At 70.3% G+C, this 23326-nt stretch carries 25 protein-coding genes; 10 read left to right on the forward strand and 15 right to left on the reverse strand.

The genetic code is table 11. The features are described 5' to 3' along the window. Positions 1 to 150 precede the first annotated feature (150 nt). Positions 151 to 774: a hypothetical protein gene (locus AB0M95_RS21165; protein ID WP_363767103.1), complete on the reverse strand. Its 624-nt coding sequence runs from the start codon at positions 772 to 774 to the stop codon at positions 151 to 153. 488 nt (positions 775 to 1262) lie between these two features. After that, positions 1263 to 1820, reverse strand: a complete 558-nt coding sequence (locus AB0M95_RS21170) for a hypothetical protein (protein ID WP_358517227.1) — start codon at positions 1818 to 1820, stop codon at positions 1263 to 1265. A gap of 124 nt (positions 1821 to 1944) precedes the next feature. Between AB0M95_RS21170 and AB0M95_RS21175 the strand changes: the two genes are divergently transcribed. The 3 genes from AB0M95_RS21175 to AB0M95_RS21185 are packed head-to-tail and all read left to right on the forward strand — an operon-like array spanning position 1945 to position 2909. Continuing rightward, positions 1945 to 2073, forward strand: a complete 129-nt coding sequence (locus tag AB0M95_RS21175) for a hypothetical protein (protein ID WP_363767106.1) — start codon at positions 1945 to 1947, stop codon at positions 2071 to 2073. A gap of 19 nt (positions 2074 to 2092) precedes the next feature. Next, positions 2093 to 2227: a hypothetical protein gene (locus AB0M95_RS21180; protein ID WP_363767109.1), complete on the forward strand. Its 135-nt coding sequence runs from the start codon at positions 2093 to 2095 to the stop codon at positions 2225 to 2227. A gap of 46 nt (positions 2228 to 2273) precedes the next feature. Continuing rightward, the gene (locus AB0M95_RS21185) at positions 2274 to 2909 is read left to right on the forward strand and encodes a response regulator transcription factor (RefSeq protein ID WP_363767316.1); all 636 of its coding nucleotides are present in this window, start codon (positions 2274 to 2276) and stop codon (positions 2907 to 2909) included. A gap of 63 nt (positions 2910 to 2972) precedes the next feature. On the opposite strand, the gene AB0M95_RS21190 is transcribed toward AB0M95_RS21185, so the two are convergent. Next, positions 2973 to 3728, reverse strand: coding sequence for a hypothetical protein (locus AB0M95_RS21190; RefSeq protein ID WP_363767112.1), 756 nt, complete (start codon positions 3726 to 3728; stop codon positions 2973 to 2975). A gap of 133 nt (positions 3729 to 3861) precedes the next feature. Between AB0M95_RS21190 and AB0M95_RS21195 the strand changes: the two genes are divergently transcribed. The 3 genes from AB0M95_RS21195 to AB0M95_RS21205 all read left to right on the forward strand — a co-directional run bounded on the left by AB0M95_RS21195 (position 3862) and on the right by AB0M95_RS21205 (position 5999). Further along, entirely contained in the window at positions 3862 to 4656 is a 795-nt protein-coding gene (locus AB0M95_RS21195; RefSeq protein WP_358517221.1) for an ABC transporter ATP-binding protein, read from the forward strand. A gap of 296 nt (positions 4657 to 4952) precedes the next feature. Next, positions 4953 to 5708 carry a sulfite exporter TauE/SafE family protein gene (locus AB0M95_RS21200; RefSeq protein WP_358517219.1) on the forward strand — a complete coding sequence of 252 codons (756 nt, stop codon included), beginning with the start codon at positions 4953 to 4955 and terminating at the stop codon, positions 5706 to 5708. Positions 5709 to 5738: 30 nt separating this feature from the next. Further along, positions 5739 to 5999 carry a hypothetical protein gene (locus AB0M95_RS21205; RefSeq protein WP_363767116.1) on the forward strand — a complete coding sequence of 87 codons (261 nt, stop codon included), beginning with the start codon at positions 5739 to 5741 and terminating at the stop codon, positions 5997 to 5999. Between the two features lie 9 nt (positions 6000 to 6008). On the opposite strand, the gene AB0M95_RS21210 is transcribed toward AB0M95_RS21205, so the two are convergent. The 3 genes from AB0M95_RS21210 to AB0M95_RS21220 all read right to left on the reverse strand — a co-directional run bounded on the left by AB0M95_RS21210 (position 6009) and on the right by AB0M95_RS21220 (position 8238). Further along, positions 6009 to 6869, reverse strand: a complete 861-nt coding sequence (locus tag AB0M95_RS21210) for a Rieske 2Fe-2S domain-containing protein (RefSeq protein WP_358517215.1) — start codon at positions 6867 to 6869, stop codon at positions 6009 to 6011. A 148-nt stretch (positions 6870 to 7017) separates the two neighbouring features. After that, positions 7018 to 7629 carry an HD domain-containing protein gene (locus AB0M95_RS21215; RefSeq protein ID WP_363767119.1) on the reverse strand — a complete coding sequence of 204 codons (612 nt, stop codon included), beginning with the start codon at positions 7627 to 7629 and terminating at the stop codon, positions 7018 to 7020. Positions 7630 to 7821: 192 nt separating this feature from the next. After that, the gene (locus tag AB0M95_RS21220) at positions 7822 to 8238 is read right to left on the reverse strand and encodes a Fur family transcriptional regulator (protein ID WP_363767122.1); all 417 of its coding nucleotides are present in this window, start codon (positions 8236 to 8238) and stop codon (positions 7822 to 7824) included. Between the two features lie 125 nt (positions 8239 to 8363). Between AB0M95_RS21220 and AB0M95_RS21225 the strand changes: the two genes are divergently transcribed. The 3 genes from AB0M95_RS21225 to AB0M95_RS21235 all read left to right on the forward strand — a co-directional run bounded on the left by AB0M95_RS21225 (position 8364) and on the right by AB0M95_RS21235 (position 11420). Then, positions 8364 to 9602 (forward strand): CapA family protein, encoded by a 1239-nt coding sequence (locus AB0M95_RS21225; RefSeq protein WP_363767125.1) that lies wholly within the window; start codon positions 8364 to 8366, stop codon positions 9600 to 9602. A gap of 215 nt (positions 9603 to 9817) precedes the next feature. Further along, complete coding sequence (locus tag AB0M95_RS21230) at positions 9818 to 10444, forward strand: TetR/AcrR family transcriptional regulator (protein ID WP_363767319.1); 627 nt, start codon at positions 9818 to 9820, stop codon at positions 10442 to 10444. 133 nt (positions 10445 to 10577) lie between these two features. Next, complete coding sequence (locus AB0M95_RS21235; protein WP_363767128.1) at positions 10578 to 11420, forward strand: alpha/beta hydrolase; 843 nt, start codon at positions 10578 to 10580, stop codon at positions 11418 to 11420. 130 nt (positions 11421 to 11550) lie between these two features. Here AB0M95_RS21235 and AB0M95_RS21240 read toward each other — a convergent pair whose 3' ends face one another. Then, positions 11551 to 11856 (reverse strand): hypothetical protein, encoded by a 306-nt coding sequence (locus AB0M95_RS21240; protein ID WP_363767131.1) that lies wholly within the window; start codon positions 11854 to 11856, stop codon positions 11551 to 11553. Positions 11857 to 12017: 161 nt separating this feature from the next. Here AB0M95_RS21240 and AB0M95_RS21245 point away from each other — a divergent pair, with 161 nt between their 5' ends. Beyond that, on the forward strand, positions 12018 to 12578 hold the full coding sequence (locus tag AB0M95_RS21245) for a tetratricopeptide repeat protein (RefSeq protein WP_363767133.1): 561 nt from the start codon (positions 12018 to 12020) through the stop codon (positions 12576 to 12578). Between the two features lie 248 nt (positions 12579 to 12826). Here the strand turns inward: AB0M95_RS21245 and AB0M95_RS21250 are convergent, their stop codons facing one another. The 8 genes from AB0M95_RS21250 to AB0M95_RS21285 form a co-directional block, all read right to left on the reverse strand. Next, a complete protein-coding gene (locus AB0M95_RS21250) occupies positions 12827 to 13492 on the reverse strand; it encodes a hypothetical protein (protein ID WP_363767135.1) in 666 nt (221 codons plus the stop codon). 197 nt (positions 13493 to 13689) lie between these two features. After that, entirely contained in the window at positions 13690 to 16287 is a 2598-nt protein-coding gene (gene clpB / locus AB0M95_RS21255) for an ATP-dependent chaperone ClpB (protein WP_363767137.1), read from the reverse strand. Between the two features lie 107 nt (positions 16288 to 16394). Beyond that, positions 16395 to 16742 (reverse strand): helix-turn-helix transcriptional regulator, encoded by a 348-nt coding sequence (locus AB0M95_RS21260; RefSeq protein WP_358517195.1) that lies wholly within the window; start codon positions 16740 to 16742, stop codon positions 16395 to 16397. Between the two features lie 21 nt (positions 16743 to 16763). Beyond that, entirely contained in the window at positions 16764 to 17951 is a 1188-nt protein-coding gene (gene dnaJ, locus AB0M95_RS21265; protein ID WP_363767139.1) for a molecular chaperone DnaJ, read from the reverse strand. A gap of 35 nt (positions 17952 to 17986) precedes the next feature. Then, on the reverse strand, positions 17987 to 18637 hold the full coding sequence (gene grpE / locus AB0M95_RS21270; RefSeq protein WP_363767141.1) for a nucleotide exchange factor GrpE: 651 nt from the start codon (positions 18635 to 18637) through the stop codon (positions 17987 to 17989). After that, positions 18634 to 20520: a molecular chaperone DnaK gene (dnaK, locus tag AB0M95_RS21275; RefSeq protein ID WP_363767143.1), complete on the reverse strand. Its 1887-nt coding sequence runs from the start codon at positions 20518 to 20520 to the stop codon at positions 18634 to 18636. The genes grpE and dnaK overlap by 4 nt, the downstream gene beginning before the upstream one ends. 464 nt (positions 20521 to 20984) lie before the next feature. After that, positions 20985 to 21446, reverse strand: a complete 462-nt coding sequence (locus tag AB0M95_RS21280) for a hypothetical protein (protein ID WP_363767145.1) — start codon at positions 21444 to 21446, stop codon at positions 20985 to 20987. A 205-nt stretch (positions 21447 to 21651) separates the two neighbouring features. Then, positions 21652 to 23220 carry an alpha/beta hydrolase gene (locus tag AB0M95_RS21285; RefSeq protein WP_363767147.1) on the reverse strand — a complete coding sequence of 523 codons (1569 nt, stop codon included), beginning with the start codon at positions 23218 to 23220 and terminating at the stop codon, positions 21652 to 21654. Positions 23221 to 23326: the final 106 nt, after the last annotated feature.

The following is a 23326-nucleotide window of genomic DNA, read 5'->3' on the forward strand; positions in this document are numbered from 1 at the left end:
GGTTCCGGGCGGCGCTCAAGGCCGGAGCGTGGGGCTCCGGCGTGACGCCTGGGAGGCGCCACGGCACGAGTGGCGCGCGGCGCGGTCGCGCGGGATCCGCCGCGGCGGAGGGTCGCCCGGCCGTTCGCGGGCGGACGACCCTCGGCGCGGTCAGCCGGCGATCTTGGTCTTCACGGACTTGGTGAAGTACCAGCTCTTGATGCCGATCTTCTTCAGTTCCTCGCGGCTGAGGTTCTCCGAGCCGGTCGGCCAGTCCCAGCTGTTGACGCCGAGCTTCGCGGCCACCGTGCCCTTGGTGGACTTCTTGAGCCGGACGGTGATGGTCAGCCAGCTGTCCTCGCCCTTCTCCAGGACGTGGGGCGGCCAGCACCAGAAGCCGTCGTAGTAGAAACCGCACTTGGTGCCCTTCGGCCCGTCGAAGTACACCGTGCCGCGGATGCCCTTGGGGAGGGTGCCGCCGAGGTAGAAGTCGTCGGCCGTCCACGGGCCCTTGTTGAGGCCCTTGATGCGGTAGGTGATCTCCCCGCCCCGCTTGGCCTTCTTCGGCCCGGTGACCTGGACGGAGAAGCTCGAGTACGCGTCGTCGGCCGTCTTCGCCGTGGTCGTGGCGGTGCCCGTCGAGGCGGCCGAGAGGAACGAGTGGGGCGTCGCGCTGGTCGCGCGGGACGCGCGGGTGACCGGCTCCGCTGAGGCCGGGGTGGCGGCCAGGAGCAGGGCGCCCGTCATCGGGACGGCCACGGCCGCGGTCGCGATCTTGGCGATCGGGTGGCGCATGCAGGATCTCCAGATTGTGGGGGACGGACGGGGGCCACGGGCTCGCGCGTCATGGGAACGTTCCCGTGACGCGAGGCCGCGCGGTCCCGTACGCCGGGGGACGCGAAGGTTCCCGGCGCGGTGGAGCGTGGGTTCCCGGGCGGGAGGGAAACCGTTCCCCGGCGGTGGTAAGGGAGGCCGCCTGGGACGTGAGAAGCCCGGGTGCGGGAGTCGCCGAAGACCCCGGAACGGGTGCCTCGGGGGAAACCCGCGGTAAGCGGCACCTTTTTTATCATGATCCACGATGGGGCACGACTTTTTTACAGTTTATCCACAAATGATTACTCAGAAGCGGACGAGATATCTCTGAGTAACGGAACAGAATAACGACGAGGCGGCCACCGGTGTGTCCGGTGGCCGCCTCGTCAGGACCCGCGGGCGTCACCGCCCCCATGAAGGGCGCACGCCTGCCGCGTACACGCGCTCGTCCAAGGGCGTGAGCCCTGTGATCAGCGCACGATCTTGGTCTTGAAGTTCTTCCAGAGGATCTCGTCCTGGATGTCGAGCTTGTTGAGCTCCTCCTCGTTGGTGATGTCGACGCCGGAGGGGACGTCGATGGAGAAGTGGCCGAACTCCGCGACCGCCGTGCCACGGGTGCTCTTCTTCAGCCACACCTTCACCTTGAGCCCGGCGGACTTGCCCGGCTCGAGGGTGTCGTAGATGCAGAACAGGCTGCGGCCGGAAAGCTCGCAGTACGCCTTCGACTTGCTCACGACGCGGACCTTGCTCGCGCCCTTGGGAAGGGTGCCGAAGAGCCCGGCGAGGTCGGTCGCCCACTCGCCCTTGTTGGTGCTCTTCAGCGTGTAGGTGATCGTGCCGCCGGCGCGGACGGCCTTGTCCCAGACCACCTTGGTGGTCAGCGGGGACTGCGGAGCGGCGGCCACGTGGGCGGCGCTCGCGGAGGCCGACGCGGCCGTGGTCGCCGCCGTGGCCGGGGCGGCGAGCGAGGCGCCCGCGAGGGATCCGGCAATGGTGAGTGCGGCGAGAGCGGAGAGGTGCCGTCGCATGGAGTGTTCTCCCGTTGAGTGACTGAACGACGTGTCAAGCATCGAACATCGGACTTGGAACGTCCTTGTATGTCACTTTATTGGATATTTACACGGGCACGATCAGGTGTAGGTCTCCGAATTCATGCCAAAGGTATCTTTCGCGCAACGCCTCCTTGTACGACCCCGCGACCAGTTCCTCGCCTGCGCGTCCTTCTCCGGCGAGGCGACCCCGGTGTGCAGGGTGATCGGCGCGATCAGGATCCCCGGGTGACCAGCGCGGTCACCAGGTCGTGGCTGAACGGCCGCCCGGCGCTCGGCATCTCGGCGGACCCGGGCCGCACCCCGAACACCGTCTGGGCGGGTCGCTGCGCGTGGCCTCGGAGCCGGGCGCGGGCACGACGGTCTACCTGGAGGTGCCGGCGTGACCACTCGTGAGGCCGCCCGCGTTCCCGGAGGTGCCGCGTGAGCGCCGTGGTCCGCGTCCTCATCGCCGACGACCACCCGGTGGTGCGCCAGGGCCTGCGCACGTTCCTGGACCTGCAGGACGACCTCGACGTCGTCGGCGAGGCGTGCGACGGGGCCGAGGCCGTGGAGCTGGCCGCCTCGCTCGCCCCGGACGTGCTGCTGCTCGACCTGAAGATGCCCGTGCTGGACGGCCTGGGCGCCCTGCGGCTGCTGGCCGAGCGCGGCCTCGGCGTCCGGGTCATCGTGCTGACGTCCGTGAGCGACCCGGGGGACGTCGCGCCGGCCATGCGCTTGGGGGCCTCGGGCTTCCTCTACAAGGACGTCGACCCGGGCGCGCTGGTGCGGGCGATCCGCGCGGTGCACGGCGGCCAGGTGCTGCTCGCGCCCGAGGCGGCCGAGGCCATGCTCGCCGGGCCGGACGCGGAGGCGCAGGACGGTCCCGCGCCGCTCGCCGTGGTGACCGAGCGCGAGCGCGAGGTGCTGGCGCTGATCGCGTCTGGGCGGTCGAACCGCGAGATCGCCCGTGAGCTCGTCGTCGCCGAGAAGACCGTCAAGACCCACGTCTCGAACGTGCTGATGAAGCTCGGCGTCCAGGACCGCACCCAGGCGGCGCTGTACGCCGTGCGTCACGGGCTCGTCTGAGGCGGGTCCGCCGCGCCAGGGGCCGGGGCCGCGCGTCGTGCGTCACGGGGCCTGGGGTGGGGTTCAGGGACGCGAGCCCGGCCTCAGCCCGCCCGGAGCCTGCCGTCCCTCGATGATCGAGTTGTGCGCGGCCACCCGCGCCCGCCGCACCGCGCGGTCCAGGTCACGCAGGGCCTGGCCGCGCACCGCGATCTGCCCGGACGTGAGCCCGCGCTCGTCGGCGACGCGCAGCACCGAGGCGAGCCGCGCGGTGAGGGCGGCGACGCGGTGGGCCCGGGCGGCGTACCCGGGGGCGAGGCCGTCGTCGGCGTGGGCGAGGGTGGGCTGGCCCATCTCGGGGCCTTCGACCGTGAGCAGCGCGTCCGTGGCGGAGCGCATCGCCGTCGTGAGCGCGTTCTCGGCCTCGGCGAGGCTCGGGACGTCGGGCGGGGTGGCGGAGGCGTCCATGGCCGTCCAGCGGATCCCGGTGTAGGACGAGCCGCGGCGGTCGAGGGACGGGACCAGGCCGAGGCAGCGGCCGGACAGCACGGCCGTGACGGCCTCACCGGCGTCGACGGCGGCCATGGTGTAGGAGGGAGGCCCGGTGAGACCGAGCGGGTCGCCTGCGGCGGGCAGCGAGAGGCGCAGACCGGTCAGGCCGTCGACGCGTCGCTCGGCGAGGAAGACGCGCAGGGGGGTCTCGTCCCCGTCGGCGGCGACGACGTGGGGACCCGCGGCGCGCTCCAGCCGGTCCACGGCTTCATCAAGACCGACATGTCCGGCAAGCCAGGCGTTGCCCCATGCGACCAAGGTGGCGGAGATCGGTGAATCGGGGTGCACCGATCCACGATATGCGTTGATGCTGCAATAGGTTTGGTCCGGAGACATCGGGCGGGGGCTACTCGCACGGTGAAGCCGGGTCGTCCCGGGGTTGCCCGGACCGGTCCGGATCACATGTCAGGAGGTATTGGCGATGGGTGGTCAGGTGCTTCGGCTCCAGGACGTCGCCGTCCGCAGAGATGGCGCGGCCCTGCTGCGGGGCATCGACTGGACCGTCGAGGAGGACGAGCGCTGGGTCGTCATCGGCCCCAACGGGGCGGGGAAGACGACGCTGCTCCAGGTGACGGCGGCGCTCCTGTACCCCAGCGAAGGCTCGGTCGAGATCCTCGGCGAGCGGCTCGGCCAGACGGACGTCTTCGACCTGCGGCCCCGCATCGGCCTCGCCAGCGTGGCGATCGCCGAGAAGGTCCCCCCCGAGGAGAAGGTCATCGACCTCGTCCTCACCGCCTCGTACGCGATCCTCGGCCGGTGGAACGAGGAGTACGACTCGGGGGACGTGACCCGCGCGGTCGAGCTCATCGACCAGCTCGGGTGCGCGCATCTGATCCGGCGGAAGTTCGGCACGCTGTCGGAGGGCGAGCGCAAGCGCGTCCAGATCGCGCGCGCCCTCATGCCCGACCCCGAGCTGCTGCTCCTCGACGAGCCGGCCGCCGGGCTCGATCTCGGCGGTCGCGAAGATCTCGTGCGGCGGCTGTCCGCGCTCGCGTACGACGCCGCGGCGCCCACGATGGTGCTGGTCACCCACCACGTCGAGGAGGTTCCGAGCGGGTTCACGCACGTGCTGCTGCTGCGCCACGGGTCCGTCGTGGCCCAGGGCCCGATCGAATACGTCATGACGGCCGACAACCTCAGCCGCACGTTCGGCGTCCCCCTGAGCCTGGAGAGAAGCTCCGACGGCCGCTGGTACGCCCGAGCCCTCCCCGGCTGACCCGGCTGACCCGGCCTGACCAACCCGGCCGGCCCCCTAGCGCCACAGGCACAACAAGGAGCGCTCATGACGCAACTCGTCGTGGCCATGGTCGTGGTGGCCGTTGCCGGTTGCGCCTTATACCGAACCATCCGCATCGTCCCGCGGGCGCAGGCGTACATCGTCTGACCCGCGCGTCCCCCGCCTCCGTACCCTGGCATCCGGTCCGCCGATCAAGGCCCGCTCGGGGCACCCTCGCGCGTGCCGGGCATCGGTGGCCGCCTACCATCGGGCGGGGTCGTACGAAAGGTGGGGCTTTGACACCGTTGGAGGTCGTCGCGATCCTCGCGGCCGGGCTCGCGGCGGGAGCGATCAACGCGGTCGTCGGCTCGGGATCGTTGATCACGTTTCCGACGCTGCTCGCGCTGGGATACCAGCCGATCGTCGCGAACGTGTCCAACAGCGTCGGCCTGGTGGCGGGCGGTGTGACCGGAGTGCTCGGCTACCGCGAGGAGTTGAAGGGCCAGCGGGAGCGGCTGCTGAAGCTCGGCGCGGGCTCGCTGCTGGGCTCCCTGGTGGGCGGCCTCCTGCTCCTGTCCCTGCCCGCCAAGGCGTTCCAGGTGATCGTCCCGGTCCTGATCGCGCTCGCCTGCGTGATGGTGGTCCTCCAGCCCCGGCTGCAGGCATGGCTGTCCGCCCGCCAGGACCGGCCGCACCCGCACGGCGGGCCGTGGCTGTGGTTCGGGGTGTTCGCGGCGGCCGTGTACGGCGGATACTTCGGCGCGGCGCAGGGGGTGGTGCTGATCGGGCTGCTCGGCACGTTCCTGGAGGACCACCTCCAGCGCGTCAACGCCGCCAAGAACCTGCTGTCGCTGGTGGTCAACTTCACGGCGGCCGTGCTCTTCTCGTTCATCGCGCACGTCGACTGGTGGGCCGCCCTGCTGATCGCCCTCGGCTCGCTCGTCGGCGGCTTCGTCGGGGCCCGGGTGGGGCGCAGGCTGCCGCCGCGGGTGCTGAGGGCCGTGATCGTGTGCGTCGGAGTCGTCGCGATTGTCAAACTGGTGTACGGATAGCCGCACCAGCAAGTGGGTATTTACCCGGACATGAAGGGTGACCGGGTTGAGATCGTCATAGACGCGGGCGGTACGCCCCGCACGTACGAGGTCGTGGCGACGAAGGCCGGTCGCCGTGTCGAGGTCGATACCCGCCGTGGCCTCGTCGAGGTCAGCGAGGTCACCAGGAGCGGCACGCCCGTCCGCACGGCGCGGTTCATGGCGAGCCGCATCCTGGCCCTCGTGGAGCACCCCGCCTCCGACCGGCCCGAACTGGACGCCCTGGACCAGCCGAGCGGAGCGAGGCCATGAACACCGCTCTCAGAACGGCCGCGGGCGGACCTGGACGAGCCCGTCCCCGCGCACGTTGACCTCGAACGAGGGCTGCGGAGAGGTCGCCGGGCCGTGGACGACCGCGCCGTCCTCCAGCCGGAAGGTGCTGCCGTGCCACGGGCACACCACGCACACCTCGTCGCCCTCCAGCTTGAGCCGCCCCTGGTGCAGCGGCCCCGCCAGGTGCGAGCACCGGTCGGCGAGGACCTTCACCGTGGAACCGTGCCGCAGCACGAAGAGCTGGATGTAGCCGAGCCGCCGGGGCACCGGCCGTCCGTCCGGCAGGTCCCACAGGCGGCACAGGTCGTGCCAGCCGAGGGGGACGAGGTGCGTCGTGGGCTCGGCGTGCGTGGGCCCGGCGGCCATCCGGTAGGCGAGGTGCCCGCCGAGGTACCCGCCCACGCCGGCCGCGGTGAGCCCGGCGAACGCGAGCGCCTTCCCGGCGCGCTGCCTGCCCGCCAGTCGCAGCATGAGCGAACCCGAGTACAGGCCGAGGGCCGTCAGGTTGACCAGCGCGTGGACGAACCCCACGCGCTGCTGTTCCAGATGCAGGACCGACCAGTCGGTGATCCCGGCCGCCGCGGCGGGGATGGCCCCGGCGACGCCGGTGGCGAGCACGGCCTGCGAGGCGCGGGGGTCGGCGTCGATCGCGTCCAGCACGGCCGTCGCCGTGAAGCAGCCCAGGCTGACGATCGCGAGCGGGGGATGCAAGGGGTGACCGGTGGGAACGCCGTGGAGCAGGTCTCTGGCCGGGCTGCCCAGGGGGAGCCGTTTACGAATGGTTCTCGCCAGCCGCACGATCAGCTGGTCGCCCGCCTTGACGTGCTCCAGGCGCTCGGTGGCCTTCACCGGCAACGATAGGGTTCCAAGTCCCAAAGACTCCCGGATCGTGCGGCGGCGTCGCGAGTTGATGGACTTCGAAGTTTCCTCCACTTTCGCCCCCCTCTCGCCTTAGGGGACGTACCCCTAAGGCCCGGAGGGAACACCGCGAAGGCTGCTACGCGCGGCCGCGAGCCAGGTGGCCACGGGCCGCCGAAAGCTCGACGATCTCCGTCGCGTAGTCGCCCAACGTCGGCGATCCCTCCCGGATGATCTCCACTTTCTCCATCACCTGTTCGACCGTTACCCCGTGACGCGCCCAGCTCCCGCCCTCGTTGTAGTGGTTGGCCAGCATCGGCGCCAGCCGGTCGAGGGCCTTGGCGAACCTCGCCTCGGGCGTCACGCGCTCCTCGAACTCGTCCCACAGACCGCGCAGCGTGGCCGTCTGGTCCGCGGGGAGCAGGCCGAAGATGCGGTCCGCCGCGGCGCGCTCGGCCTTCTCCTGCACCTCCGCCGCCGTCACGTCGTAGACGAACGTGTCGCCCGCGTCGATCTCGACGATGTCGTGCACGAGCAGCATGGCCGTGACGCGATCGAGGTCGGTGCCCGGGGGAGCGTGCTCGGCGAGGACCATGGCCAGCATTCCCAGGTACCAGGAGTGCTCGGCGTCGTTCTCCCTGCGGGAGCCGTCCATCAGCGTGTTACGGCGGAGCACACGCTTCAATTTGTCGATTTCCACGGCGAAACCGACCTGGGCCAGCAGACGTTCCTTATCGGGCACGGTGGTCACGCGGCACAGCCTATTACCGCCAAGCGCCTGAAACCGCCCAGCCTCGCCGTTCCCACACGTTCCCATCCGTTCCCGCGCCGCTCACGCGGGCGTGAGCATGACCGGGACGCCGTTGAACACCGCGTTCCCGGACAGCGGGTCCACGATCGACTCGTCGTCGGTCAGCGCTTGAGTGGTGCGTAGGGCAAGGGATCAGGCGGTTCGAGATTGGCAATCGGGGCAGACGCCCCAATAGATGACGTCGGCCTCGTCGACGATGAAGCCGGCGGCGTCCACGGGATCGAGGCAGGGGGCCACCCCGGTCGCGCAGTCGACGTCGGCCACCGTGCCGCACCCACGGCAGACCAGGTGATGATGGTTGTCTCCCACCCTGGTCTCGTAGCGGGCCGGGCTGCCCATGGGCTCTATCTTGCGAAGGATCCCGGCGTCGTGGAGCGCGTGCAGCCCGTCGTAGACGGCCTGGAGGGACACCTGGCCGACCCGGTCGTGCACGGCGCGATAGATGGTGTCCACATCAAGGTGGTCACCCTCGCGCACCACGTGCATGATCGCGACTCGGGCGGCGGTCACCCGTAGCCCGGCGTCATGGAGCCGGTCCACATCCCCCACGACCTGCACCTTAGGCACTAAACCTGAATCATTCAAGTAAAGGAATCGTCCAAGGTGGGTGAATTTGGATCCGTCTGGGGTGGCAGTGTCCATCTACGACCCGAAGATGGCATGCTCTTGGAGCGATGAGATGCCACCCCGCCGCCTCGCCCCCGACCGACGCCGCCGACCTCACCGACCTCACCGACCCGGCCGAACTCGCCGTCTCCGCCGTGCCCGTCCACGACCTGCCCGTTTCCCGCCGGGCGCGTGACCTGACCCGTCCGTTCCGGGGCGCGGGGTGGTTCCGGCGTCGCGTCGCTCTGACGCTCGCGGCCGCGGCCGCCGGGGTGCCGATCGTCGCCTGCTCGGCCGCCGAGTCCGCCTCGCCCCCGCCGAAGGACGACTCCGCGTCGTCCACGCCGAGCGCGCAGGAGACCGTGGCCAGGCCTCAGCGCAAGCCCTTCACCATCTCCTTCGGCGGCGACGTCCACTTCGAGGGCCTGCTCAGGAACCGGCTCGCCAACCCCCGCACGGCCCTTGGCCCCATCTCCGCGGTGCTGCGGCGCGCCGACCTCGCGATGGTCAACCTGGAGACGGCCATCACCCAGGGAGGCACCCCCGCCCCCGGCAAGCAGTACACCTTCCGCGCGCCCGCCACCGCCCTGACGGCGCTCAAGGCGGCGGGCGTCGACGTCGCGTCCATGGCGAACAACCACGGCATGGACTACATGGAGGGCGGGCTGAGCGACTCCCTCGCCGCCATCCGCAGCTCGAAGTTCCCCATCGTCGGCATCGGGAAGAACGCCGCGGAGGCGTACAAGCCCTTCCGTAAGACGGTCAACGGCAACAGAGTGGCGATCATCGGGGCGACCCAGGTGCTGGACGAGCAGTTCATCCAGTCCTGGACGGCGACCTCCACCAAGGGCGGGCTCGCCTCGGCGAAGAACGAGCAGCGGCTGATCCAGGCCGTCCGGCAGGCGCGCAAGACCTCCGACACCGTCATCGTCCACCTGCACTGGGGCACCGAACTGCAGAAATGCCCGAACCCCGCCCAACTCGGCCTCGCGCCCAAGCTGATCGCCGCGGGCGCGGACGTGATCGTCGGCGGCCACGCGCACATCCTGCTCGGCAGCGGGTACCTGCAGGGCAAATACGTCAACTACGGCATGGGCAACTTCGTCTTCTACAACTCCGGCCCGGACACCGGGCGCACCGGCGTGCTCACCCTGACGATCAACGGCCGCAAGGTCCTCAAGGATCAATGGACACCGGCGCGGATCTCGGGAGGAATTCCGATCCCCCTTACCGGCGACGCCAAGCAACAGGCCGTGACGAGCTGGGAAGCGCTCCGGGACTGCGCCGGGCTGGACCCCCGGCCCTGAGCTACGTCGCGGGGCCGAGCCTGCGCCGGGCGGTCGCCGCGGACGTCGCGTAGTGCATTCCGAAATCGGACGTCTGCCCGGGAAGGACTGACCGTTCGGCGCGAAGAGTGCAAGATGAACGTGTGCCCGGCTTCTCTACTGACCAATGTGACGGCGAGCAGGTGCCCCTGCGCCGTAAACCCGCGCAACGTCGTAGCGCCCGCCGGGTCGAGCGAATGCTGGACGCCTGCGCCGAATTGCTCGACGAGGCCGACTACGACGCCCTGTCCACGACGCGCATCGCGGCCCGCGCCGATGTCGCGATCGGCTCGGTCTACCAGTTCTTCCCCGACAAACGGGCGATCACCCAGGCGCTGACCCAGCGCAACGTCGAGATGTTCATCTCCCGGGTCGGCCGGCGGTTCATGGTCGACGAATACCCCGACTGGTGGCACGCCGTGGACGCCATCATCGACGAGTACGTGGACATGCACAGGACCGTTCCAGGCTTCCGGGCCCTCCGCTTCGGCGACGCGGTCGATCACAACCTGCTCGATTCGGCCTCGGAGAACAACACGGTCATCGCCGGGCGGCTGCGCGGCCTTCTCCTCCAGGAGTTCGGCATGGCCGACAGCGAGGAGCTCGACCTGACTCTCACGGTCGCCGTGGAGGCGGGGGGCGCGGTGCTGGCGCTCGCCTTCCGGCGCGACATCAACGGGTACGGGCCGCTGATCGCGGAGGCCAAGCGGTTGATCCGCGAGTACCTGTCGAGCCAGCTGCGCGCCCAGCGGGACGCCCGCGAGCACCACCGCGACGCCGTCGCGGCCGTCGGAAGCCGAGGGCCCGCCGACAGGGTGGGCTGACCTCGGCGCTCCGCGGGCCCGGTGTTTCGTGGTCCGGTCGCCGCGGCGGGCGCATGCGGGGAATGCGTCCGGACGGATGCTTCGGCGTTCCAGGGGGGCGCGGTGGGTAGGCACCGCGGGGGGAGGAAGATCGATGAGCACCATGAGAAGCGGCATGCTGGCCGTTCCCGGCGCCCGCATCTACTACGAGGTCCAGGGTGTGGGCCCGCTTCTGCTCGTCCTGCAGGGGGGCGAGGGCGACGCCGACCGCACGAAGGGCCTGGTGCGGCAACTCGCGGGCGAATACACCGTCGTGACGTACGATCGGCGCGGCCTGTCCAGAAGCTCGCCCGACGATCCGGACGCGCCGGTCACCGTCGAGACGCACGTCGGCGACGTCCATCGGCTCCTCGCCTCGCTGACCTCCGAGTCGGCGCTGCTGTTGGGCTCCAGTTACGGCGGGCTCATCGGCCTGGTCCTCGCCGCGCGCCATCCCGGCCTGGTCCGCACGCTCGTCGCGCACGAGCCTCCCGCGCTTTCGCTGCTGCCCGAGGCCACGCGCGCATGTGCGGACGCCACGTTCGGCGAGCTGGAGAAGACCTATCGCGAAGAAGGGTGGGGGGCGGCCTTCAAGATGCTGGCGGAGGTCACCGGCGCCGCGTTCGCCGACCGGGAGCCCGATGTCGAGCTTCCCGCGCCGCTCTCCAAACAGCGCATCGCCAACATGCACTTCTTCTTCAGCCACGACATCCCTGCGGCCCGGAACTGCGAGCTGGACGTCCCCGCCATCGCCGCCCTGAAGGGCACGGCGACCCGCGTGGTGCCGGCGGCGGGAACTACGACCGCGCCGGGCTTCTTCGACCACGCCTGCGCCACCGAACTGGCCCGTCTGCTCGACACCGAGGTCGCGCCCTTCCCCGGCGGCCACAACGGCCTCACATCCCACCCCAAGGCTTTCGCCACCCGCCTGAGGGAGGTGCTCACATCCGAGATGTGATGAGTCGTCCGAGGCCTGAGGAAGTCGATGTTAGGGGGTGGATTCGGCCGATTCGGAGAGCTCTGACGATTGGGACGATTCGGAGTGGCGCTGCGCTGCGCCGGGTCGCGGCTGGCGGCCGGGCAGGGGCTCACGGCTCTGACAGATGGGACGATTCGGAGGACTCTGGCGATTGGGACGACTGGTGGGGCGGTAGGGAGCTGCCTGAGGTTGTCGTGCCTGCGGAGGTGCAGGGTTCGGACGGTTGCTGGGGGGTCTGGCGGGAGGACTCGGTCTGCCGGGACGACTGGACTTCCGCTCGCAGGCGGACCAGTTCGGCGCGCTGGCGGTCGGCGGTTTCCAGTCGTGCCGTGGTGTAGCCGAGGGTTCCGGGGACGATCGCGGCGAACAGGGCGGCACAGGCAAGGGCGAAGGTCGTCTGCCAGGACATGTCCATCGCAGCTCCTTCGAACGGCGTGTGTGACCTTCCAGGCAGGGCCGATATGCCCGCTCGTCTCGGAAGACACGCGGAGCGTGGTCAAACATGTGCGAATAGGGGCCGAACCAATGCCCGCCGTTGTCCCCACACAGTGGAGCGGCGCTCGGTAATCTCGTCTTGTGGCACATGTGACACGTGAGCAGCTTGATCGTCTGCTGGAGCAGGCGCTCCTGGACGACGACCATGGAGCCCTGGCCGGGCGGCTCGATGACCTGGCGCGCGGCTACCGGTCCGGTGACGTGTCCCGTGCCGCGATCCTGGTGCTGTCCGCCGAAGAATGGCGGCAGGCGGGGCAGCCGGCGAGGGCTCTCGAATGCTTCCAGCGGGCGCTGGAGGACGGCGGCGAGGTGAGCGTCGACCCCCGGGCCGGCATCGCGGACACCTTGTTCGAGCTCGACCGCCCGGACGAGGCCCGCGAGCTGGTGGAGTCCATCAAGGCGGACGGCCGCGTCGATCCGATGACGGCCCTGTACGTCGCCGAGACCCTTCTCGCCTACGGTGACCTGACCGCGGCCCACGAGTGGGCGACGGACGGCGTTCTCGCCGGTGACGGGGGGTGCGGCCCGCGCGAGGCGACCCTCCGCACCAGGGACGCGCTCCTGCGCACCCGCTACCGCATCCGCGTCGACCTCGGCCTCCCCGAGGACGACCTGGACGCCCTCCTCGACGTCCCCTGCTGACCGCTTCGACGTTCTGCTCTACGTTCTGCGCCCGGCCCGCGAAATTCTCCGCCCCGCTGCGCCGGACGGGAGCCGGGGATCGCTCGCAGAGCCGAGGGCCCTTCACAGGGTCGCGGGGCCACTTGCAGAGTTGCGGGCCACTTAAGCCGGGGGCCGTTACAGAGGCGCGGGGCCGTTCGCAGAGGCGGCCCGTGACGCCCTTTGTGGTGTCACGGGCCGTACTTTTCACGGCATTCGCGAGTCGGTCGTCAGCGAACGCGCAGGCCACTCGTGACCGACCCGACGGCGGGCAGCGGCTTGGTCTCGGCGTCGACGGCGGCCTCGCCGGGCTTGGTGAGGCCCTCGACTTCGGCGGCCTTGGGCAGGCCGTCGACCTTGGCGGCGACCTCCGGCTGGACGGGTTGGACGGGCTGGACGGGAAGGCCAGGGGCGTCGGGAACGTCCGATGGGACCAAGCCTGTAGCCACGGGTCCGTTCTGGTAGGGGTACGCCGTGGGGCCGCTCTTGCGGTGAACGGAGACGGGCAGGCGCAGGCTGACGTCGGAGATGGACAGGCCGCGCCGAAGTGTACGGACGCCGGTGTCGTGGGCGACCGCGGGGAGGTCGGCCAGGCCTATCACCGCGGTCGTGCCCGACAGCAGGCGCGGCGACCGCCCGATCTGCTCGATGCCGACGACCAGGTCGCCCCCGGAGGTGCGCTCCGCGAGGCGCGGCGGCTGAAGCCCGGTGACGCCGTTGGCCACATCGGTGGCGACCGCGTCCGGGCCGCAGTACACGGTGGTCGGCGAGGTGAGCGGCGTGAGGGTGCCCTCCCCGCACGGGACGGCGGCCAGCGCGCTCCCCGCCCCCGCCCATCCGGCCCCGGCGACCACGGCCAGCGCCACGACGCCCTTGATCGCGAATGAAGTACGCATGAACACTCCCTTGACTACCTATGGTGCTTGGTCGAGCACCGACGGTATCCAGCCGGAGTTTCGCCGAGCGGTTCGTTGACCCAACCCTGGCGATTCCCTTACCGGGCCTGCCTTTACGACCGCCGGTCACACGTATCGAGCCCCCGCCGAGAAGACGGCAGGGGCTCGATACGTGTGGGCGCGGGATCGTCAGGGTGTCACGAGGGTGTGGTGGCGGTGCTCGTGGACTCGACGGTGAGGGTGTCGCGGGCGTCGTCCAGGTCGACGGTGACGGTGTCGCCGTCGTGGATCAGCCCGGCGAGCAGGTTCTTGGCCAGCTTGTCGCCGATCGCCGACTGCACGAGGCGCCGCAGCGGCCGCGCGCCGTAGAGCGGGTCGTAGCCGGTGAGGGCCAGCCAGTCGCGGGCCTCGGGCGTGACGGTCAGCGTCAGGCGGCGGTCGGACAGCCGCCGCGCCAGCCTCGACACCTGCAGGTCGACGATCTGCGTGAGTTCCTCCGAGCCGAGCGCGTCGAACAGGATCACGTCGTCGAGCCGGTTCAGGAACTCCGGCTTGAACGACGACCTGACGGCCTGCATGACCTTGTCCCGCTTGGCCAGCGGCTCCAGCGTGAGGTCGACGAGGTACTGCGACCCGATGTTGGAGGTCAGGATCAGGATGGTGTTGCGGAAGTCGACCGTGCGGCCCTGGCCGTCGGTGAGCCGGCCGTCGTCCAGCACCTGGAGCAGGATGTCGAAGACCTCGGGGTGGGCCTTCTCGATCTCGTCCAGCAGCACGACGGTGTACGGCCTGCGGCGGACGGCCTCGGTGAGCTGGCCGCCCTCCTCGTAGCCGACGTACCCGGGCGGGGCGCCGACGAGCCGGGCGACGCTGTGCTTCTCGCCGTACTCGCTCATGTCGATGCGGGTCATGGCGCGCTCGTCGTCGAACAGGAACTCGGCCAGCGCCTTGGCCAGCTCGGTCTTTCCGACGCCGGTCGGGCCGAGGAACAGGAAGGAGCCGGTGGGACGGTCGGGGTCGGCGACGCCTGCCCGCGCGCGGCGCACGGCGTCGGACACGGCCTGCACGGCCTCGCGCTGCCCGACGAGCCTGCGGCCGAGTTCGTCCTCCATGCGCAGCAGCTTGGCGGTCTCGCCCTCCAGCAGGCGCCCGGCGGGGATGCCCGTCCACGAGGAGATGACCTGGGCGATGTCGTCGGCCCCGACCTCCTCCTTGACCATCGGGTCCTCGGGCTGGGCCTGGGCGGTGGCCTCTTCGAGCTCCTTCTCCAGCCGGGGCACGTCGCCGTACATCAGCCGGGACGCGGCCTCGAAGTCGCCGTCGCGCTGGGCGCGCTCGGCCGCCGAGAGGGTCTCGTCCAGGCGCTGCTTCAGCTCGCCGACCCGGTTGAGACCGGACTTCTCCTTCTGCCAGCGGACCACCAGCGCGTCCAGGTCCTCCTGGCGGTCGCCCAGCTCCTTGTGGAGCCGGTCCAGGCGCTGGACGCTGGCCTCGTCGGTCTCCTTGGCGAGCGCGAGCTCCTCCATCTTGAGGCGGTCGACGGCCCGCTGGAGCTCGTCGATCTCGACGGGCCGGGAGTCGATCTCCATGCGCAGGCGGCTCGCGGCCTCGTCGACCAGGTCGATGGCCTTGTCGGGGAGGAATCGGGCGGTGATGTAGCGGTCGGAGAGGGTGGCGGCGGCGACGAGGGCGCCGTCGGAGATCTGCACCTTGTGGTGGGCCTCGTACCGGCCCTTGAGTCCGCGCAGGATCGCGATCGTGTCCTCGACGGTGGGCTCGCCGACGTAGATCTGCTGGAAGCGCCGCTCCAGGGCGGGGTCCTTCTCGATGCGCTCGCGGTACTCGTCCAGCGTGGTCGCGCCGATCATGCGCAGCTCGCCGCGGGCCAGCATGGGCTTGAGCATGTTGCCGGCGTCCATCGCGCCCTCGGCCGCGCCCGCGCCGACCATCGTGTGCAGCTCGTCGATGAACGTGACGACCTGGCCGTCGCTCTCTTTGATCTCGTTGAGGACGGCCTTGAGCCGCTCCTCGAACTCGCCGCGGAACTTCGCGCCCGCGACCATCGCGCCGAGGTCCAGCGAGACCAGGCGCTTGCCGCGCAGGCTCTCGGGGACGTCGCCGGCGACGATGCGCTGGGCCAGCCCGTCGACCACGGCGGTCTTGCCGACGCCGGGCTCGCCGATCAGCACGGGGTTGTTCTTGGTGCGGCGGCTGAGCACCTGGACGACGCGGCGGATCTCGGTGTCGCGGCCGATGACCGGGTCGAGACGCCCGGCCCGCGCGAGCTCGGTGAGGTCGACGCCGTACTTCTCCAGCGCGCGGTAGGTGTCCTCGGGGCTCTCGCTGGTGACGCGGGCGTGGCCGCGGACCTTCTCGAACGCGTCCAACAGGGCCTTGTCGTTGGCGCCCTGCGCCTTGAGCAGGTCGGCGACGCGCCCGCCGTCGGCGGCGAGGCCGACCAGGAGGTGCTCGGTGGAGACGTATTCGTCCTCGAGCTGCTTGGCGCGCGCGGCGGCGGTGTTCAGGACGACCAGGAGCTGCCGCGAGGACGAGGGGGCGCTGACCGTGGCGCCCTGGGCCTTGGGAAGCTGCTCGAGCTGCTGCTCGGCGTCGGCGCGCAGCTTCTTCCAGTCGGCGCCGACCGCCTCCAGCAGGTGCACCGCGGTGCCCTCCGTCTGGGCGAGCAGGCTGGTGAACAGGTGCGCCGGCCCGACCTCGGGGTGGCCTTCCGCAGCGGCACGGCGAACGGCCCCCGACAGGGCGTCCTGGCTCTTACGCGTCAGTTTGTAGTCCACGCTCGATCTCGCCTTTCCTCGCATGGCACGCGCGCCACACGTTTCCCCTGAATATCGCCGCTGAACCTGCCCTGGGACCCCGCGCGAGCCCCCCGTGCGCGAGGGGTCTAGGCGGGTGGTAGCTGGTACTGGATCAGCGCGCGGATCATCGCGATCTCGCCCCTGAGTCGGCTGAGCTCCTCACGCATGCGGAGGTTCTCGGTCTCCAGGGCCAGGATGCGCTTGATGCCCGCCAGGTTGATGCCCTCCTCCTGGGAGAGCCGCTGGACCTCGCGCAGCATCACGATGTCGCGCGTGGAGTAGAGCCTGCCCCGGCCGGCCGTACGGCCTGGGCTGACCAGGCCGAGACGGTCGTACTGCCGGAGGGTCTGCGGGTGCAGCCCGGAAAGCTGGGCGGCGACCGAGATGACGTACACCGGGGTGTCGTCGGACAGGTCGAAGTAGTTGGCGTCCATCGGCGTCGCCTCCTCTCGGGCTTAGTCGCTGCTGGCCTGTTTGAGCAGGTCGGCGCGGGGGTCTGCTCCGTCGGACACGGAACGGAACTCCTCCAGCGCGGACCTTTCCTTGTCGTCGAGGGACTGCGGGACGGTGACCTCCACGGTGACCAGCAGATCACCCTTGGTGCCGTCCTTGCGGGTGACACCCCGGCCGCGCACGCGGAACGTGCGGCCGTTGGGCGTGCCCTCGGGGATGCGCAGCGTCACCGGCTGGCCGTGGAGGGTGGGCACCCGGATCTCGGCGCCGAGGGCCGCCTCGGTGAACGTCACCGGGACCGTGATGGTCATGTTGTCGCCGGAGCGACCGAAGATCGCGTGTGCTTTGACGTGGATCGCGACGTACAGGTCGCCGGCCGGGCCGCCGTTCTCGCCGGGCGCGCCCTTGGCCTTGAGCCGGATGCGCTGGCCGTCGGCCACGCCCGCGGGGATGCGCGCCTGGAGCGTGCGCGTGCTCTTGCCGCGCCCGCTGCCCTCGCACACCGGGCAGGGATCGTCGATGAGCAGCCCGCGGCCCTTGCAGTCGCGGCACGGCTCGGAGAAGGCGAAGTTGCCGAGGTTGCGGCTGGCCGCGCCGGTGCCCTCGCAGGTCGGGCAGACCCGGGGGGTCGTGCCGGTCTTGGCGCCCGTGCCGCTGCACGCGGGACAGGCCGATGAGCTGGTCAGCCGGAGCGCGACCGTGGTGCCCTCCACGGCCTCGGAGAACGACATGGTGACCTCGGACTCGATGTCCTGCCCCCGGCGGGGACGGGCGGTCGAGGCGGAGGTGCGCCCGCCGCGGTTGAACAGGCCGCCGAACAGGTCGCCGATGCGCTCACCCGCGCCACCGCCGGCGCCCTGCCCGCTGCCCCCGAACAGGTCGCCGAACTCGAACGGGAACCCGCCACCGCCGCCGCGGGGGGCGCCGCCCCCCGCGTACCCGCCGAGACCCGATCCGAACAGCGCGCGCGCCTCGTCGTACTCTTTGCGGCGCTTGGTGTCGGACAGGACGTCGTACGCCTCCGAGACCTGCTTGAACTTCGCCTCGGTCTCGGTGCTGCCCTGGTTGGCGTCCGGGTGGTACTTGCGCGCCAGCCTGCGGTACGCCTTCTTGATCTCGTCGGCGGTGGCGGTCTTCGACACACCAAGGACCGCGTAGTAGTCCTTCTCCAGGTAGTCCTTGGTGCTCATCTAACTCTTCCTTCGTGGGCCAAAGGGGTAGTCGTTCAATTGGTCTCGGGGTCGGCCGCGGCCTCGCCCGCCTCGCCCGTCTTGGCCGCGTTGGACGCGCCACCCGCCGGCTCCTCGGGCTCGGCGACCGCGACCCTGGCCGGGCGCAGGATGCGCTCGCCGAGGCGGTAGCCGGGCTGGAGGATCTCGACGGCGGTCGGCTCGGTGACGCCGGCCGAGTAGCTGTGGATCAGAGCCTCGTGCACGGTCGGGTCGAACGGGTCTCCCTTGGCGCCGTAGGTCTGCAGGCCGAGCTTGCCGACCGCCGCCTCCAACGACTCGCTGACCTTGGCGAACCCGCCGGTCAGCTCGCCGTGGTCACGAGCCCTTCCGATGTCGTCGAGCACCGGGAGCAGCTCGGCCAGCACGTTGGCGACCGCCTGCTCGCGGACCGTCACCCGGTCGCGCTCGACGCGCTTGCGGTAGTTCGAGTACTCGGCCTGGAGCCGCTGGAGGTCGGCCGTGCGCTCGGCGAGCTCGGCGGCCAGGCCGTCGTCCTGCTGCGCCGCATCGGCCGAGGCGGCGGGGGACGACTGCTCGGCCGTCTTCCCCGCCCCCTCACGCACCTGCCCGGTCTTCGGATCGATGCGCCGGTTGTCGCGGATCACCAAGCCCTCGTGCTCGCTCCCAGAGTTCGGGGACGTCACGCGGCACCGCCCTCCCGCTTCGGCTTCGGCTCGTCGTCGACGATCTCGGCCTCGACGACGTCGTCGTCGGACTTCGTGCCCGCGCCCGCGCCGGGAGCGCCGGCGGCGGCGTCGGTGGGAGCGCCGGCCGCGCCCTGGGACTGGGCGTAGATGGCCGAGCCCATCTTCTGGCTGACGGTGGCGAGCTTCTCGGCCGCCGCGCGGATGGCGGCGGAGTCGGTGCCCTCCAGCGTCTTCTTCAGCTCGGACAGCGACTCCTCGACCTCGGTCTTGACGTCGGCCGGGATCTTCTCGTCGTTGTCGCGGAGGAACTTCTCGGTCTGGTAGGCGAGCGCGTCGGCGTTGTTGCGCGTCTCGGCCTCCTCGCGGCGATTCTTGTCCTCTTCGGCGTAGGAGTCGGCCTCGCGCATCATGCGCTCGATGTCGTCCTTCGGCAGCGCCGAGCCGCCGGTGATGGTCATCGACTGCTCCTTGCCGGTGCCGAGGTCCTTGGCGCCGACGTTGACGATGCCGTTGGCGTCGATGTCGAAGGTGACCTCGATCTGCGGGATGCCGCGCGGCGCCGGGGCGATGCCGGTCAGCTCGAAGGTGGCCAGCTTCTTGTTGTAGGCCGCGATCTCGCGCTCGCCCTGGAAGACCTGGATCTGCACCGACGGCTGGTTGTCCTCGGCGGTGGTGAAGACCTCGGACCGCTTGGTCGGGATCGTCGTGTTCCGCTCGATGATCTTGGTGAAGATGCCGCCCTTGGTCTCGATGCCCAGGCTCAGCGGGGTGACATCCAGCAGGAGGACGTCCTTGACCTCGCCCTTGAGCACGCCCGCCTGGAGCGCGGCGCCGATCGCCACGACCTCGTCGGGGTTGACGCCCTTGTTGGGCTCCTTGCCGCCGGTCAGCTCCTTGACGAGCTCGCTCACGGCCGGCATGCGGGTGGAGCCGCCGACCAGCACGACGTGGGCGATGTCGGACACCTTGATGCCGGCGTCCTTGATGACCTGGTGGAACGGGCCCTTGCAGCGCTCGAGCAGGTCGGAGGTGATGCGCTGGAACTCCGAGCGGGTCAGCTTCTCTTCGAGGTGGAGCGGGCCCTCGGCGGAGGCGGTGATGTAGGGCAGGTTGACCGAGGTCTCGGTCTGCGCCGACAGCTCGATCTTCGCCTTCTCGGCGGCCTCGCGCAGGCGCTGGAGCGCCATCTTGTCCTTGGAGAGGTCGACGCCGTGGGCGTTCTTGAAGCGGGTCACCAGCTCGTCGACGACGCGCTGGTCCCAGTCGTCGCCGCCCAGGTGGTTGTCACCGCTGGTGGCCTTGACCTCGACGAAGCCGTGGCCGTCCTCCTGGCCGACGTCGAGCAGCGAGACGTCGAACGTGCCGCCGCCGAGGTCGAAGACCAGGATGGTCTGGTCCTTCTCCTTGTCGAGCCCGTAGGCCAGAGCGGCCGAGGTGGGCTCGTTGATGATGCGCAGGACGTTGAGGCCCGCGATCTGGCCGGCCTCCTTGGTGGCCTGGCGCTGCGCGTCGTTGAAGTACGCGGGGACGGTGATCACGGCGTCGGTGATCTTCTCGCCGAGGTAGGCCTCGGCGTCCGTCTTGAGCTTCTGCAGCACGAACGCGCTGATCTGCTGGGGAGAGAACTTCTTGCCGTCGATCTCGACGGCCCAGTTCGTGCCCATCTCCCGCTTGACCGAGCGGATGGTCCGGTCGACGTTGGTGACGGCCTGCCGCTTGGCGACCTCGCCGACGAGCACCTCGCCGTTCTTGGCGAAGGCCACGACGGACGGCGTGGTCCGCGAGCCCTGCGCGTTGGCGATGACCGTGGGCTCACCGCCCTCGAGAATCGAGACGACGGAGTTGGTCGTCCCCAGGTCGATACCTACCGCACGTGCCATGAGTACGTCCTTGTAGTCAAAGTTGAGTCTGAGTGACTCAATCATGGATCTCGCTTGTTTCTTTGTCAAGCGAGTTGAGTCTACTGCGCTCAACCCTATTCGGGGCGCCTGTATTCCCCGTTGTCGGGGGGCCTTTGGAGGGTACGGCGGACGGGCCGTGAGCCGGCGTCATGTCCGGAAGGCGCGGCACGGCCGGGGCTTCGGAGGCCGCGCGCGACCGTACGGCGACCGGCGAGGGCGGCGGGGACGGGCGCCGTGACGCGGGGGAGCCTGCCGGGGGTCACACAGCAGGGAACGGGCGGGACGACCGGCCGGTTCCCCGGACGTCCGCCCAGGTGGGCGGCCCGGGTCAGGAGCGCGGCACGGTCAGGAGTGCCGCCTGATCGGGAGCGCGGCCCGGAAGGGAGCCGCCCGCTTGGGAGCGCGGCCCGGAAGGGAGCGGCCCGCTTGGGAGCGCGGCGCGGTCAGGAGCGGGCGCCGTCCACGATCTTGCGCTTGCCGAGAGGGGCCTTCAGCTTGACCGTTGTGACCTTCTGAATGGCGATCTGGATGCAGGCGACGTTCTGCGCGTCCTCCGCCTGGCCCTCGTAGAGGGTGATCGTCACGCGCTTGGACGTCTCCCGCACCTTCACGCGGTCGAGCACGGTGCAGGGCTCGACCCCCGACCACCAGATGACCTTGATCTTGCGCCCGTCCTTGGTGGGCTTCGCCTTCTCCCACCGGACCTTGTGCGTGTTGATCGTGTGGCCCTTCGGCCTCGTGGGCGACGGGCCTGTCGCCGGGGCCAGGGGTGAGGAGGTGCCGCCCGTCGCCACGATGGTCGACGTCACGGCGTGGTCGGGGTTCGGGCTCATGGCAGTGGCACTCGGAACATTGCCGCCCACGGTCAGCAGCAGGGATCCGGCCGCCAGAGTCGCCGTCATCATCCGCATATCCCTATGACGTACCCGATCTCGCCCTGGTTCGGACCGGTGTCGGCAACGTGGTAGAGGAGCTGTCGCCCACCCCGACCCGGTCGCGGTTCTCACCACCTTCGACGTGCACTGACCTTTGAGCGTGCCCTGAGGACGAGATGCCCCGCCGCTCGGGTGAGCGGCGGGGCATCGAGGTGCCGGACGGGGGACGGGGAGGTCAGCGCTCGCCGGGGACCCAGTCGTCGTCCGCCGTGGGGGCGGTGCGCATGAGGGTGGCGGCCGGCGGGGGCACCGGGTCGGGGAACGGCGCGCAGTGGACGTCGGGGCCGGGCAGGCTCGGCGGCAGGGTGCCGTCGGTCAGGTAGGCCTTCCAGATGTCGTCTATGCACGCGTTGCCGCGGCCGGTGAGGCCGTGGTTGCCGCCGCCGTCCATGACGACCAGGCGGGAGGCGGGGAACTTCTTGTGCATCTCGACGCCGCCGGCGTACGGCGTGGCGGCGTCCTTGGTGTCCTGGAAGAACAAGGCGTTCTTGATCGCCCGGCCGTCGATGCGCAGGCGCTGCTTGCCGCGCACGGGCCACGACTGGCACTGCGCGTTGTACCAGGCGTTGCCCCAGCTCAGGAACGGCGCGGTGCGGGAGGACTGTGACCAGTCGCGGTGCCAGGTGCCCCAGTCGCGCGGCCAGCGGGCGTCGGTGCACTCGACGGCGGAGTAGACGGCGAAGCCGTTGTCGTCGCCGCTGCTGTCGCCGTAGATGGCGTAGGCGTTCGCGAGCGTCGCGGTGTCGCCGTTGTTGACGTACTTCGACAGCGCGTTGGCGAGCAGCGGCCACCGGCTCTTCAGGTAGCCGCCGGCGAGGAAGGTGTCGTCGAGCTCGTCCGGCCCGACCCGGCCCTCGGCGGGCGCGGCCTTCACCTTGGCGCGGGCCGCGTACCAGGCCTTCTCCACGTCCGCGCCGGTGGAGCCGAGGTGGTAGGTGGACTCGTACTTGGCGATCCAGGCGAAGAAGTCCTTGGCGCGGACCTCGAAGGCGTGGTTCTGGTCGATGTTGGTGTCGTACCAGACGCGGTCGGGGTGCACGATGCTGTCCAGCACCAGGCGGCGCACGTTGCTCGGGAAGAGCGTGGCGTAGGTCGCGCCGAGGTAGGTGCCGTAGGAGTAGCCGACGTAGCTGATCTGCTTCTGGCCGAGGGCCTTGCGGATCTGGTCCATGTCGGTGGCCACCTCGACGGTGGTCATGTGCTTGAGCACGTCGCCGTGGGCGGTGTCACAGGCCTTGGCGTACCCCTGTGACTTCTTCAGCCATGCGAACTCCTCGCGAAGGTCTCCCGGGACGTAGTCGGGGCGTACCGGGTTGAAGAAGTTCACGTCGCAGCTCAGGGCGGGCTCGCTGGAGCCTACGCCGCGCGGGTCGAAGCCGATGAGGTCGTACTGGGCGGCCAGCGCGGCGCCGAGGCGGTTCTGCATGGTGACCGGGTAGCCCAGGCCGCTGGCGCCGGGACCGCCGGGGTTGAACAGGATGGCGCCCTGGTAGTGCGCCGTGTTGGTCGCCTTCTTGCGCGAGAGGGCGATCTTGATCTTCCTGCCCCACGGCCGGTCGTAGTCCAGCGGCACCGTCACCGACGCGCACTCGATGCCCGCGGGCAGCGTGGCGCACTGCGCCCACTCCGGGGCGGGTGGCGTGTACTCGGGGGCCTGCTGAGTTCCCGCGGTCGCGGGTGTCGCGACCAGCGCTGTGCTCAGACCCACGCCGGCGGTGGCCAGCGCTGTGAGGATCTTTTTCACATCTGCCCTTTCGGTGACCGCGGCTCCGGCGTTGGAACCGACTTACGGCACCATCGGGTAGATCTTCTGCATTAAAGACTTGTAAGACGACATGGGTCGTCAGTTG

This window comes from Sphaerisporangium sp. NPDC051017 (genome assembly GCF_040683095.1).
Taxonomy (GTDB): Bacteria; Actinomycetota; Actinomycetes; order Streptosporangiales; family Streptosporangiaceae; genus Sphaerisporangium.

Coding starts and splice junctions, on each gene's coding strand:
- AB0M95_RS21165 (WP_363767103.1), bottom strand. CDS start 774: ATGCGCCACCCGATCGCCAAGATCGCGACCGCGGCCGTGGCCGTCCCG.
- AB0M95_RS21170 (WP_358517227.1), bottom strand. CDS start 1,820: ATGCGACGGCACCTCTCCGCTCTCGCCGCACTCACCATTGCCGGATCC.
- AB0M95_RS21175 (WP_363767106.1), top strand. CDS start 1,945: ATGCCAAAGGTATCTTTCGCGCAACGCCTCCTTGTACGACCCCGCGAC.
- AB0M95_RS21195 (WP_358517221.1), top strand. CDS start 3,862: ATGGGTGGTCAGGTGCTTCGGCTCCAGGACGTCGCCGTCCGCAGAGAT.
- AB0M95_RS21205 (WP_363767116.1), top strand. CDS start 5,739: ATGAAGGGTGACCGGGTTGAGATCGTCATAGACGCGGGCGGTACGCCC.
- AB0M95_RS21225 (WP_363767125.1), top strand. CDS start 8,364: ATGAGATGCCACCCCGCCGCCTCGCCCCCGACCGACGCCGCCGACCTC.
- AB0M95_RS21230 (WP_363767319.1), top strand. CDS start 9,818: ATGCTGGACGCCTGCGCCGAATTGCTCGACGAGGCCGACTACGACGCC.
- AB0M95_RS21235 (WP_363767128.1), top strand. CDS start 10,578: ATGAGCACCATGAGAAGCGGCATGCTGGCCGTTCCCGGCGCCCGCATC.
- AB0M95_RS21240 (WP_363767131.1), bottom strand. CDS start 11,856: ATGGACATGTCCTGGCAGACGACCTTCGCCCTTGCCTGTGCCGCCCTG.
- AB0M95_RS21250 (WP_363767135.1), bottom strand. CDS start 13,492: ATGCGTACTTCATTCGCGATCAAGGGCGTCGTGGCGCTGGCCGTGGTC.
- AB0M95_RS21260 (WP_358517195.1), bottom strand. CDS start 16,742: ATGGACGCCAACTACTTCGACCTGTCCGACGACACCCCGGTGTACGTC.
- dnaJ (WP_363767139.1), bottom strand. CDS start 17,951: ATGAGCACCAAGGACTACCTGGAGAAGGACTACTACGCGGTCCTTGGT.
- dnaK (WP_363767143.1), bottom strand. CDS start 20,520: ATGGCACGTGCGGTAGGTATCGACCTGGGGACGACCAACTCCGTCGTC.
- AB0M95_RS21280 (WP_363767145.1), bottom strand. CDS start 21,446: ATGATGACGGCGACTCTGGCGGCCGGATCCCTGCTGCTGACCGTGGGC.